Origin of the sequence: Kaistia hirudinis (assembly GCF_014196455.1) — a bacterium.
Lineage (GTDB): Bacteria > Pseudomonadota > Alphaproteobacteria > Rhizobiales > Kaistiaceae > Kaistia > Kaistia hirudinis.
In genome coordinates this window covers 14479-26298 of sequence record NZ_JACIDS010000004.1, presented here as the reverse complement: position 1 = coordinate 26298, position 11820 = coordinate 14479, and the positions used below count along the sequence as shown (strand labels likewise).

General features: G+C 66.8%; 12 protein-coding genes. 3 read left to right on the top strand and 9 right to left on the bottom strand.

The features are described 5' to 3' along the window. Positions 1 to 17: 17 nt before the first annotated feature. From GGR25_RS14880 to GGR25_RS14860, 5 genes are all read right to left on the bottom strand, one after another. On the bottom strand, positions 18 to 770 hold the full coding sequence (locus GGR25_RS14880) for an amino acid ABC transporter ATP-binding protein (protein WP_183400301.1): 753 nt from the start codon (positions 768 to 770) through the stop codon (positions 18 to 20). A gap of 47 nt (positions 771 to 817) precedes the next feature. After that, complete coding sequence (locus tag GGR25_RS14875; RefSeq protein WP_183399639.1) at positions 818 to 1762, bottom strand: amino acid ABC transporter permease; 945 nt, start codon at positions 1760 to 1762, stop codon at positions 818 to 820. Between the two features lie 71 nt (positions 1763 to 1833). Further along, positions 1834 to 2694, bottom strand: coding sequence for an ABC transporter substrate-binding protein (locus tag GGR25_RS14870; RefSeq protein ID WP_183399638.1), 861 nt, complete (start codon positions 2692 to 2694; stop codon positions 1834 to 1836). A gap of 163 nt (positions 2695 to 2857) precedes the next feature. Next, entirely contained in the window at positions 2858 to 4171 is a 1314-nt protein-coding gene (locus GGR25_RS14865) for an NAD(P)/FAD-dependent oxidoreductase (protein WP_246409818.1), read from the bottom strand. A 46-nt stretch (positions 4172 to 4217) separates the two neighbouring features. Next, a complete protein-coding gene (locus tag GGR25_RS14860; RefSeq protein ID WP_183399637.1) occupies positions 4218 to 5231 on the bottom strand; it encodes an isopenicillin N synthase family dioxygenase in 1014 nt (337 codons plus the stop codon). 100 nt (positions 5232 to 5331) lie between these two features. Here GGR25_RS14860 and GGR25_RS14855 point away from each other — a divergent pair, with 100 nt between their 5' ends. Together GGR25_RS14855 and GGR25_RS14850 are read left to right on the top strand one after the other, a co-directional pair. Next, complete coding sequence (locus GGR25_RS14855) at positions 5332 to 6276, top strand: nucleoside hydrolase (protein ID WP_183399636.1); 945 nt, start codon at positions 5332 to 5334, stop codon at positions 6274 to 6276. Positions 6277 to 6392: 116 nt separating this feature from the next. Beyond that, complete coding sequence (locus GGR25_RS14850) at positions 6393 to 7001, top strand: TetR/AcrR family transcriptional regulator (RefSeq protein ID WP_183399635.1); 609 nt, start codon at positions 6393 to 6395, stop codon at positions 6999 to 7001. A gap of 20 nt (positions 7002 to 7021) precedes the next feature. Here the strand turns inward: GGR25_RS14850 and GGR25_RS14845 are convergent, their stop codons facing one another. From GGR25_RS14845 to GGR25_RS14830, 4 genes are all read right to left on the bottom strand, one after another. Beyond that, positions 7022 to 8389, bottom strand: coding sequence for an amidohydrolase family protein (locus tag GGR25_RS14845; protein WP_183399634.1), 1368 nt, complete (start codon positions 8387 to 8389; stop codon positions 7022 to 7024). Continuing rightward, positions 8386 to 9225 (bottom strand): sugar phosphate isomerase/epimerase, encoded by an 840-nt coding sequence (locus GGR25_RS14840; protein ID WP_183399633.1) that lies wholly within the window; start codon positions 9223 to 9225, stop codon positions 8386 to 8388. Before GGR25_RS14840 ends, GGR25_RS14845 begins: the two co-directional genes overlap by 4 nt. A gap of 11 nt (positions 9226 to 9236) precedes the next feature. Continuing rightward, positions 9237 to 9557 (bottom strand): 2Fe-2S iron-sulfur cluster-binding protein, encoded by a 321-nt coding sequence (locus GGR25_RS14835; protein WP_183400299.1) that lies wholly within the window; start codon positions 9555 to 9557, stop codon positions 9237 to 9239. Positions 9558 to 9620: 63 nt separating this feature from the next. Then, positions 9621 to 10856 (bottom strand): cytochrome P450, encoded by a 1236-nt coding sequence (locus GGR25_RS14830; RefSeq protein WP_183399632.1) that lies wholly within the window; start codon positions 10854 to 10856, stop codon positions 9621 to 9623. A 114-nt stretch (positions 10857 to 10970) separates the two neighbouring features. Here GGR25_RS14830 and GGR25_RS14825 point away from each other — a divergent pair, with 114 nt between their 5' ends. Continuing rightward, entirely contained in the window at positions 10971 to 11816 is an 846-nt protein-coding gene (locus GGR25_RS14825; RefSeq protein ID WP_183399631.1) for a helix-turn-helix transcriptional regulator, read from the top strand. Positions 11817 to 11820: the final 4 nt, after the last annotated feature.

Here is an 11820-nt window from a genome sequence, read left to right as displayed (position 1 = left end):
GCTGGCCGGTCCGGCGGCTACAGGACCCGCGAGAGAAACTCGCGCGTGCGGGGTGATTGCGGGTCGGCGATCATGTCGCGCGGCAGGCCCTGCTCCACGATGACGCCCTGATCCATGAAGATCAGCGCGTCGCCGACTTCGCGGGCAAAGCCGATCTCATGCGTCACCACCACCATGGTCATGCCGCTGTCGGCGAGGTCGCGCATGACCTGAAGCACTTCGCCGACCAGTTCCGGATCGAGGGCCGAAGTCGGCTCGTCGAAGAGCAACACCTTCGGGTTCATGGCGAGCGCCCGCGCGATCGCGACGCGCTGCTGCTGCCCGCCGGAGAGTTCGCGCGGATAGCTGTTCACCTTCTCGGAGAGGCCGACGCGCGCCAGCAGCGCCTCGGCCCGCGCACGCGCCTCCTGGACGGGGACGCCGCGCACGCGCGTCGGCGCCTCGATCAGGTTCTGCATCACGGTCATATGCGAGAACAGGTTGAACGACTGGAACACCATGCCGATATCGGCGCGGCGCTTGCAGAGCAGGCTGTTCTTGACCTCGTAGAGCTTGCCGTCGCGAAGGTCATAGCCGACGAACTCCCCGTCGACGAGGAGCACGCCGCCCGAGATCTGCTCGAGATGGTTGATGCAGCGCAGGAACGTGCTCTTGCCGGAGCCGGACGGGCCGATGATACAGGCGACCGATCCCGTCGGCACGACGAGGTCGATGCCCTTCAGCACCTCGAGCGGCCCGAACGACTTCCGCACGCCACGCGCGAACACCATCGCATCGGCCGGCGCGCCGAAGCGCCGCTGGTTCTCCTCACCCGCGTTCATGCCCCGGCTCCGGGATGGCGCAGGAGCCCCGTGTTGCGCAACAGGCGATCGATGAGATTGTCCTCGCGCCGGTCGCTGCGCCCATAATAGCGCTCGATGAAATGCTGGCCGAACGACATCACGGTCACGACGAAGAGATACCAGAAGGCAACGACGATCAGCAGCGGGATCGTCTCGAAGGTGCGGGCATAGATGCTCTGCGCCGTATAGAAGAGATCGTCGACGGCGATGAAGGTGACGAGCGACGTCATCTTGAGCAGGCTGATCGCCTCATTGCCCGTGGGCGGAACGATGAAGCGCATCGCCTGCGGCAGGATGATCCGCCACAGGACATGGCGATACGACATGCCGAGCGCGCCGGCCGCCTCCGACTGCCCATGCGGCACCGATTTGATGCCGGCACGGATGATCTCCGCGAGATAGCCGGCTTCGCACAGCGAAAGCGCCACGACCGCCGCGACGAAGGGGGTCATGACGTCATTGGTCTTGACCGAGAAGATCATGCCGACGACCGGCAGCGACAGCGAGACGGTGCGGAAGAGCAGCGAGAGATTGAACCAGAAGATCAGCTGGATCAGCGCCGGCACGCCGCGGAAGAACCAGACATAAGCGCTGGCGAAGCTCTGCAGAACGGTGCTCGGCGAGACGCGCATGATCGCGATCACCGTGCCGATCACGATGGCGCAGGCCATGATGACGACGGTGAGCAACAAGGTATTGCCGAGGCCGCGCATGATCGACGGGTGGAAGAGATAGCCGAAGGCGACATTCCAATCGAAGGCGGGATTGGTCGCGAGCGCACGGATAATGGCGACGGCGACGAGTAGCGCCAGGGCGGTGCCGATCCAGATGCCGTAGTGCCGCCGCGGCACCACGACCAGTTGTTCGACGGCTCCGTCGGGCATGCGCCCTCCGGCCTCAGTCGGCTCGACCACGCTCATCGGCACGTCTCCGCAGGTCGGGTGCTCGGGGCAGCGGACGCCGGGGCCTCGCGACCCCGGCATCTGCGCGATCAATCCTGACGAAGCTTGTCCATGCTGTCGACGAGATAGGGTTCCTTGATGGCGTATTTCCCCATGCCATACTTGTCGAGGATCTTCTGGTAGGTGCCGTCCTTGAACAGTTCGGCGAGCGCGGCGACCATCATGTCCTGCGTGGGCTTGTCGCCCTTGGCGACGGCGAGGCCAAGCGGCGCGACCTCGTAGAGCGTCGGCAGCACGACCAGCTTGCCGCCGCTCGTCACCTCGAAATAGCTCGACGCGGTCGCGTCATCGAGGCGCGCGTCGATGCGGTCGGAGAGCACGCCCTGAACCATGTCTGTCGAGGCGTTGAAGACCGACTTCTCGATCGCCGGCAGGTTCGCCGCCTTGCATTCCTCATTGAGCTTGTCGACCAGGAAGTCCGACGCCGTGCCGGCGGAGACGCCGACGCGCTTGCCGCAGAGCGGATGATCGCCGGTGAACGACGCGACCTTTTCCGGCGAGGTCGAGGCCGCGATGCCGGCCTTCAGGAACATGACGAAATCGACCTGCTTCAGCCGCTCGGGATTGGCCGAGAACGTCTCCCAGGCGATCTTGAAGCGGCCGGCGGCGAGGCCGGGGATCATCGACGGGAACGGCGTGCGCTGGATGTCGAGCTTCGCGCCGACCTTGTCCGCCACGGCCTGCGCCAGTTCCACGATGATGCCGGTCTGCTTGCCGTCGGCGTCGAGATATTCGAACGGCGCATAATCGAGCGTGTTGGCGATGACCAGCGTGCCGCTCTCGGCGACCTCGGGCGACTTGGCCACTTCGGCCGCGAACGCGCCGAGACCCCAGGTCGCGATGCCGGCCGCCAGGCCGAGACCTGCCGCATGACGAAGAAGTCGGTTCATCCTGTTCTCCTCTGGAACGATGTCTGGAAGTTCACGGCTTCAAACCCCGCCGCAGAACGGCGCGGTTTCGGCGATCCGGCTCGCATACTGTCGGTGCGATTGCGGACGTGATCGAGTTGCGAAGGCATAGATTCATCGGGCAGCGCGGCGCGGACCATCGTGGCTAGACCCCCGTCGTCGGTTGAGGACGCGTCCCATCGATGAAGCGTTCGTAGCGGAATGGCGCGGGATCCACCACCGGCCGGCCACCGGTCACGAGATCGGCGACCAGCCGCCCTGCCCCCGGGCCGATGCCGAAGCCGTGGCCAGAGAACCCCGTCGCGATGACGAGGCCCGGATGGCTCGCGACCGTCGAGATCACAGGGATGGCGTCGGGCGTGGCATCGATCATGCCCGCCCATTCCTGGACGATCGGAACGCCGCGGAAAGCCGGAAACGTCGCCTGCAAGGCGGCGTAGCTACGCTTCAGCTGAGCGCCCCACGGTTCGGGGTCGAGAATGCGGGTCTTCTCGAAGACCGCCGTTCCCTTGGCGGCCTTCAGCGCCTCGAAGAAGGGCGCGCCGAAGCGAAGCGCGATGCCGCGCCATTCGAGCTTAAGCACGGGGAGGAAATCGAAGAGATAGCGGAAGCTGTCCGGCACGATGTCGTGCAGGCTGACGCTGCCATTGGCAATGGTGTAGCCGCCGTCGAGACGCTTGCGATAGGCGAAGTGCGGCCCCCAGGCCGCCCCTTCCGGCCCGCCCTTGACCGGGCCGGTGCGGAGGACCGAGGAGCGGACGCCGAGCTGCGGCAGGCGGAGGCCCAGGGTGCGGCAGAGCTGGGAAGACCAGACGCCGCCGGCGACGACGACGTTCGCAGCCGCGATCGGCCCGCGCTCGGTCTGGACCGCCGTGATGCGGCCGCCGCTGGTCTCGACCGCCGCGACGGCACAATTGGGCACGAGGATCGCGCCGGCGGCGGCTGCCGCAGCCGCGATGGCCGGCGCCGCCTTCTGCGGCTCCGCCCGGCCGTCGCTTGCCGTATGGAGCGCCGCGCGGAAGCTGCGTGTCGCGCCGGGAAGAAGGTTCGCGAGCGTCTCGCCCGCGATGATCCGGCTGTCGAGGGCATAGTCGCCGGCCCGCGCGAGCCAGTCCTCGTGCCGCGCTATGTCGGCTTCGCTCTCGCAGAGATACAGGATGCCCGTGCGGCGGAAGCCGACATCGCGCCCGGTCAGCGCCTCCATCTCGTCCCAGAGGCGCATCGCTTCCACGACGAGCGGCAATTCGCGGGGATCGCGGCCCATGCGCCGCACCCAGCCCCAGTTGCGACTCGACTGCTCGCCGGCGAACCGGCCCTTCTCGCAGACGACGACGCTGAGGCCGGCCCGCGCCAGGAAGAGCGCCGCGCTCAAGCCGATGATGCCGCCGCCCACGACGACGACGTCCGCGGACTTCGGCAGCATGTCGGCGACACCGACGGGATCGACGGGCGGTCCCAAATATCTAGCCTCTCAGACGATCACGCGCCCGCACGGCCGGCCGGCTTCAGCTGGTCGCCGCTGCCGCCGCCGCGCCCTTGCGGTAGTGATAATTCTTGTCGATCCGCTCCATCAGATAGTCGCGATAGAGCACGGGCGCGTATTTCGGCTCGGCTCCGGCCGGCACACAGGTCGGCAGCGCCTCGATCATCTCGTCCATCGACGGATCGAAGAAGAAGGGCTGCGAATAGCGCTCGCGGCCCGAGCGGTTGATGACGCGGTGCGGCGTAGACACGAAACGATCGTTCGACCAGCGCGCAAGGATGTCGCCGACATTCATGACGAAGGTGTCGGGGATCGGCGGCGCCGCGATCCACTCGCCGGCCTTGTTCTTGACCTCGAGGCCGCCGACATCGTCCTGCGCGAGCAAGGTGATGTAGCCGTAATCGGTATGCGGGGCCGAGCCGAACAGCCCCTCCTCCGCCGGCTGCGTCGGATAATGTAGCAGGCGCAGGAAGGTGGTCGGCTTATCGAAATAGCGGTCCATGCTGTCGGCCGGCATGCCGATCGAGATCGAGATGGCATGCACCATCTTGCGCGCCAGCGCGCTCATCTCCTCGACATAGCGCTCGATCGTCGCGCGGAAGCCGGGCAGCGCCGTCTCGTCCGGCCACTGGTTGGGGCCCTGCAGGGGCTTGCCGGCCAGCACGTCCGGATCGTCGGCGGCGACCTCATGCATGAAGAAGATCGATTCGCTCTGGTTCGGCTTCGAGACCTTGGCGACCGAGGAGGTCACGATGGTCGACCCGGCGAAGGGCAGAAAGCCGCGGAAGTTCTTGTCGATCTTGAGCTTGAGCTTTTCCTCGTCCGGCAAGGCGAAGAAGGCCTTGCTCATGGAGCGAACCGCCTCGACATCGGCGCGCGAAACGCCATGTCCGGCCACATAGAGGAAGCCGATATTCTCCAGATAGCCGCGCAGCGTCTCGGCCACCTTGAGGACGGCCGCATCATCCCCCGCATAGAGACCCGACACGTCGAGGATCGGAATCTGCGAGAAATCGCCGCGAGCATCGGCACTCATGATGGCCACCCTGCCTTGAACATAAGATACAGTACTGTATTCTTGGCCCTCGCGCTTGGCAAGGGTCGGGCGCCCCGACGACCGACGCGAGGGAGACGACGTGGCACCACGCAAGATCATCATCGATACCGATCCCGGCCAGGACGACGCCTTCGCGATCCTGTTCGCGCTGGGTTCCCCCGCCGAACTTGCGGTGATCGGCATCACCACGGTCGGCGGCAATGTTCCGCTGAAGCTGACGTCGGAGAATGCGCTGAAGGTGATCGAGCTCGCCGGCCGGCCGGACGTTCCGGTCTATGCCGGCTGCCCCGGCCCGATCGTCAAGAAGCTGAAGACGGCGGAATATGTCCACGGCCCGACGGGCATGGACGGCGCCGACCTGCCAACGCCGACGACGCCGCTGCAGGCCGAGCATGGCGTCAACTACCTCGTACGCACGCTGATGGACGCGCCGGAAGGCGAGATCACGGTCTGCACGCTCGGACCGATGACCAACCTCGCCATGGCGATGACCATGGAGCCGCGGATCATCCCGCGCATTCGCGAAGTCGTGCTGATGGGCGGCGGCTTCTTCCAGGGCGGCAATGCGACGCCGGCCGCCGAATTCAACATCTTCGTCGATCCGCACGCCGCCCATATCGTGTTCGAATCCGGCGCGCCGGTGACGATGTGCCCGATCGACTGCACCTATACGGCCGAGATGACGGTCGAGTGGCTGGATACGCTGCGGGCGACGGGCAAGCGCGCGGCCATCGAGGCGGCGAACATGGCGGACTTCTACCGCCAGTATGGCGGCTTCAAGTTCAAGACCAGCGCGCGGCCGATCCACGACGCCTGCGTCACCGGCTATCTGCTCGCGCCCGAGATCTACGAACAGCGGCTCTGCAATGTGACCATCGATATCGTCTCGCCGGAGACGATCGGCATGACCATCGTCGACTGGTGGCATGTCACGGGCAAGCGCAAGAACTGCAACGTGCTGCGCCGGATCGATCCCGACCCGTTCTTCGCGCTCATGCTGGAGCGCATCGGCTCGCTCGGCTAGCCGGCGCGCATCCTTCGCGAGCCACTGTTCGCAACTGCAATATGGTGCATCATGATGCAATGCGCCCCGCGCCGCTCGCCGGCCGGGGCGGGTCGGCAGCGGGGCACGCAGTAGCCATGAGAGACGCGACGACGGATGCGACGCCAAAGCCGGGTGAAGAGCCCAAGCGCCGGACACTGAGCCGGGAGAGCTGGATCGCCGCCGCGCTCAAGGTTCTGGAGCGTCGCGGCATAGCCGCCGTCAAGATCGACTTGCTCGCCAAGCAGCTCCGCGTCACGCGCGGCAGCTTCTATTTCCACTTCGCGGATCTCAATGACCTCCAGCAAGCCATGCTGGAGGAATGGCGGACCCGCAATTGCCGCCCCTTCCTCGAACTCGCGGCCGAGGAAGGCCATGAAGGCAAGGACTTCTTCGACCGGATCGTGACGATCTGGGTCGCCGAAGACCCCTTCAGCCCCATGCTCGACCTCGCCATTCGCGACTGGTCGCGTTCCGCGGCCAAACTCGCCGCCGAGGTGGCGGCGATGGACGATCTCCGCCTCGCGCTCCTCACGCGATCGTTCCGCACGATGGGCTATGACGCCGACGAGAGCCTCGTGCGGGCACGCATCACCTATTTCCACCAGATCGGGTACTACGCGACCTTCTTCAAGGAGAAGGCGGCGGACCGCAGGCGCTACCAGCCGATCTTCGGCAGGGTGCTGCTGGGCCCGCTGGCGGAATAGGCGAAGCAGAACGTCGCGACTCAGCTGATCGGGCTGGTCGCGCCCTCGCTATGCTCGGCGAGCCAGGCCGCGCGGCGGGCGAAGAGGCCGGGCGTCACGGCATGGACGCGGGCGATCAGCTCGGGCATGTCCGCCGTCAGCAGATGCCCGTCCTCGACGAGGATGCGGCCGTCGACCATCGTCAGGTCGACATCGCCGCCGCGCACCGCATGGACGAGATTGTGATGCAGATTGCCATCTTCGCCGCCGAAGAGCGGCGTCATGCGCGGCGTATCGATCCGGACGGCGATGAGATCGGCCTTCTTGCCGACTTCGAGCGAACCGATCTCCTCGTCCTTGCCGATGGCGCGGGCGCCTTCGATCGTCGCCATCCGCAGCACGTCCCAGGCCGGCAGTGCCGCGGCGTCGAGGCTCGCGAACTTGGCCAGCAGTGAGGCGAACTTCATCTCCTCGAACATGTCGAGATTGTTGTTCTCCTTCTCCCCATCCGTGCCGATCCCGACGGCAACGCCGGCCCGGCGCAGCTTCTCGACCGGCGCCGCGCCGCTGGCGAGCTTCATGTTGCTGGCCGGATTATGTGCGACGGCAATGCCGCGCTCGGCCATCAGCGCGATCTCGGCGTCGTCGAGCCAGACGCAATGGGCGAGCAGCGTGCGCGGCGCATCGAGCAGGCCGAGCTTGGCGAGCGCGGGAATGGAGCGGCAGCCATAGCGGCGCTGCATCTCCTTGAGTTCCACCTCGGCCTCGTTGGAATGAGTGTGGAAGCCGGTGCCGAATTTCTGCGCCAGCGCGATCGCGCGCCGATGCGCGTCCTCGGTCGCATAGAAGGCATGCTCGAGACCGACCCAGACCTCGACACGGCCATCGGCCTTGCCGTGCCAGCTTTCGAGCAGCCGCTCGGTGTCGTCGAGATGGTCGAAATAGTCATAGTCCGGATGCTCGCCGACATAGGGAACCATGACGGTCCGGTTGCCGATCGTCTGCGCGGCCCGCGCACTGCCCTCCATGTAGCGCCACATGTCGACGACGGTCGTCGTGCCGGAGAGCACGGCCTCGGCATAACAGAGAAAGCTCGCCGCCTCGGCATCCGCCGCGCCGAGCACGCGGTGCATCGGGTCGATATAGAGGCGAAGCCAGTCCCACACCGGCAGGCCTTCGGCCGTCCCGCGCAGCAGGCCCGAATGGAGATGCGCATTGACGAGACCGGGCATGACCAGCCGGTTGGCGAGCCGGCGCACGGGACTATCGGGATAGGCCGCCCGGATCTCGGCATAGGAGCCGATCGCCGCGATGCGGTCATCTTCGACGACGATCGCGCCGTCCGGGATGACGCGGTTCTGCGGGTCCATCGTCAAGATGTGGTCGGCGTGGAGAAGCGTCGTCGTCATGTGGGGGCTCCGCTCGCGCGCCAGAGCCGGCGCGCCAATTGCTGCAAGATCAGGGAATCCGCCCAGCGGTCGGACAGGTCGCGGCCGTCCGGCCCCGTGACGGCATAGGGGCTCGCGCCGAGTTCGCACAGGAAGCTCAGCCGGGCTGTTTCCGGCGCGCGGCTGCGCCACATCGCGAAGCCGCGCTGCCACCAGGCCGAGAACTGGGCGACCCAGGCCGCATGCTGGGGAAAGCCGATCTCGGCCTGCACCTGCTCGCTGGTCGCCACCCGGCCATGAAAGGCCGCGGCCTGCGCCAGCAGGCGTGCGATGCGCGCATCGGTCTCGGCCGGGACCGGCAGCACGATCTCGTTGCCGACGACATAATGCGAGAGATCGACGGTCAGCCTTAGCCAGGGACAGGCCTCGGCCAGCGCGAGCGTGAACAGGAGATCATTGGTCAGCCGGCCGCGATGGGTCTCGACATGGACCGGAAAATCCACCTGATCCGCAAGCCGCTGGAAGCCTTCGAGGATCGCGACGCCTTCGCCGAGGCTCGCCACGCGCATGTCGGGCTGGACATTGAGGTGGTGCAGGCCGAATTCCGTGCCCCATTCGAGCGCCGGCTTTAGAGCGTCAACTGTCTTCGGCAGCGCGAGCCCTTCGAGCACCAGCCCGCGTTCACCCGCCAGCGACGAGACGAGACGCGCCTCCTCGCGATCGAGCCACAGCGTCCCGACGCCATCGAAGCCTGAAGCCTTGATCAGGTCGAGACGGGCCTCCAGCGTCGGCGGACAGGGCGGGTGGCTCAGGCCTTCAAAGGTCCATAGCGACTGGAGGACGAGAAGTTCCTGCACCGGGCTTGCCCTCAATATTGCGTGGCCGGGACATGGAGCACCAGTCCGTCCAGAGCATCGGTCAGCCGGATCTGGCAGGTCAACCGGCTTTCCTGTCGCGGATCGACCACGCATTCGATCATCGCGGCCTCGGTCTCCGTCGGCGGCGGCAGCCGGTCGATCCAGGTGGCGTCCACATGGCAGTGGCACGTGCCGCAGGCGCAGGCGCCGCCGCATTCGGCGAGGATCGCCTCGATCCCCGCCGCCACGGCCACCGCCATCACGCTCTGTCCCACGACGCCATCGGCCTCCGTGGTGCGGCCGTCGGCCTCGACGAAGGTGATACGCGGCATCATAGGGCTCCGTGGCGATCGGCGAGAGTCAGGCGGAAGGAAGACGACGTCGGGCGAGCCATGTCAGGCAGCCTCGAGGCGCAGTTTCAGCGCCATCGGTCCACGCACGGAAAGGCTGCGCTTGTAGAGTGGCGCCTCGACCAGTTCGATCCGCCGGAAGGTCCGGAAGAGCGTCGAGAAGATGATGTCCATGTCGAGACGGGCGAGGTGATTGCCGAGGCAGAAATGCGCGCCGCCGCCAAAGGCGAGGTGCCGGTTCGGCGTGCGGCCGACATCGAAGCGGTCCGGGTCGGCGAATTGTTCCTCGTCGCGATTGGCCGCGCCATAGAGCAATCCGAAACGCGTGCCGCGCGGATAAAGCGCGCCGCCGACTTCCACCTCCTCCGCCGCATAGCGATCGAAGAACGGCAGGGGCGATTCGAAGCGGAACATCTCCTGCACGGCGGTCGGCATCAGGGCGGGATCGGCCCTCAGCCGCTCCATTTCCTGCGGAAAGCGCAACAGCGCATGCATGCCGCTGCCGAGCACATCGATCGTCGAGCCATGCCCCGCCATCAGGATGAGCATGGCGGTCGAGATGAACTCGTCCTCGCTCATCTCGCCGGCGCGTTCCGCCTCGACGAGGCGCGTGACGAGGTCGTCCTTGGGCGCGCGCAGGCGATCGGCCTTCAGTGCGCGGAGATAATCCGCGAACTCCGCCGCCGTCGCTTCGGCGAGCGCCTTGCGTTCCGCCGAGCGATCGACGTCGAAATACTGCACGATGTTCTCGGACCACCGGCGCAGCATCGGGCAATCAGCGTCCGGCACGCCGAGCAGATGCCCGATCACGTGACCCGGGACATGCACGGCCAGATCGGCGACGAAATCGATCTCGCCTGCGCCGGCGAGGTCCGAGATCAGCCGGCTGACATAGGCCTCGATCGCCGCACGCTGCCCGGCGATCAGCGCCGGCGTGAACATGCGGAAGACCTGCCGGCGCAGTCGGTCGTGCACCGCGCCGTCGCTGTTGAGCATCGAGAACTGTACGAACCGCGCATGGTTCGGCATGTCGTGGAAATTGTCCTGCCGCTGGCGGCGCTTCAGTTCGTCCGCGTCGAGGATGCCCGCCGGCATGCGCGGCAGGCGCATATCGGCCACGATAGCGGCGACGTCGCGCTGCCGCGTGACGAGCAGCATGCCGAGCTCGGGAAAGGGAAAGAGCCCGTCCAGCGCGCGCATCCGGGCATAAACGGCATAGGGATCGGCCGCGAATTCAGTAGAGAGCGGATCGAAGCGAAACGGGGCGGCTTGGGCCGGCATGTGGTGAAGTCCCTGGTGCGGTGCGCAAGAGACTAGTCGGGACCGGACTGAAGAAAATGCACCCCGCTCTCAATCAGATGGACAAAACGCGCATGGCCATGCTTTCGTCCGGACATGCTCGAGGAGCGTCTCCATCTGCGCGCGCCGCACCCGCTCGATCCGGCCGTGCCCTATCAGGTCGTCGGCGGCGGGCAGCGGACGGCGCTGCCGGGCCTGCCGCCGATCACCGCCCGCTACCACGAGCACGCCTTCATGCTGTGCGTCGAAGGTCGGGGCCAGGTCGATATCGACGACGTGACGCACCTCGCCAATCCCGGCGACATCGTCTGGCTGAAGACGGCCGGCCGATACGCACATGGCTGTGCGCCCGGCGCCCCGGGCTGGGCCTATCTCTGGGTCGGAGTCGGATCCGGAACGGGGCTCGATGCCGCGCATGAGATGGGCGGCGCCGCGCGCGATCCGGTCTTCGCCGCCGATCTCGGCGCCGAGATCCGGCCCGTCTTCGACGAGACGATCGCCGCGATCCGATCGCCGAGCCCGGTGGCGCCCGCGCTCATCAGCGCCGGGATCGCCGCGATCCTCGCCGAGGTGCTGCTGCGCCGCTCGCGACGGGACGGGCTGATCGTCGCCGATCCGGCGGGAGGGCGGCTCGGTGCGCTGCTGGACCGTATGCGCGCGGAGGTCGACCGGCCCTGGACCATCCCCGACATGGCGGGCCTCGCGGCCCTCAGCCCATCGCAGCTCCACCGCGTCTTCAGGAAGCAGTTCGGCGTCTCGCCGATCAGCTGGCTGCGCCATGAACGGATCAACCGTGCCAGCCGGCTGCTGGCCGATCACGCGCTCAGCGTCGCCGAGGTCGGACGCCGCTGCGGCTATGCGGACCCCTATCATTTCAGCCGCGACTTCCGCCGCCTGAACGGCCGCAGCCCGACAGGCTTTCGGGCCGAGCATGGCGGATGACGGT

Excerpts from the sequence above, each read along its gene's own strand:
- GGR25_RS14880 (WP_183400301.1), bottom strand. The coding sequence starts at position 770 with ATGGTGTTCGCGCGTGGCGTGCGGAAGTCGTTCGGGCCGCTCGAGGTG.
- GGR25_RS14875 (WP_183399639.1), bottom strand. The coding sequence starts at position 1,762 with ATGAGCGTGGTCGAGCCGACTGAGGCCGGAGGGCGCATGCCCGACGGA.
- GGR25_RS14870 (WP_183399638.1), bottom strand. The coding sequence starts at position 2,694 with ATGAACCGACTTCTTCGTCATGCGGCAGGTCTCGGCCTGGCGGCCGGC.
- GGR25_RS14860 (WP_183399637.1), bottom strand. The coding sequence starts at position 5,231 with ATGAGTGCCGATGCTCGCGGCGATTTCTCGCAGATTCCGATCCTCGAC.
- GGR25_RS14850 (WP_183399635.1), top strand. The coding sequence starts at position 6,393 with ATGAGAGACGCGACGACGGATGCGACGCCAAAGCCGGGTGAAGAGCCC.
- GGR25_RS14845 (WP_183399634.1), bottom strand. The coding sequence starts at position 8,389 with ATGACGACGACGCTTCTCCACGCCGACCACATCTTGACGATGGACCCG.
- GGR25_RS14835 (WP_183400299.1), bottom strand. The coding sequence starts at position 9,557 with ATGCCGCGTATCACCTTCGTCGAGGCCGACGGCCGCACCACGGAGGCC.
- GGR25_RS14830 (WP_183399632.1), bottom strand. The coding sequence starts at position 10,856 with ATGCCGGCCCAAGCCGCCCCGTTTCGCTTCGATCCGCTCTCTACTGAA.
- GGR25_RS14825 (WP_183399631.1), top strand. The coding sequence starts at position 10,971 with ATGCTCGAGGAGCGTCTCCATCTGCGCGCGCCGCACCCGCTCGATCCG.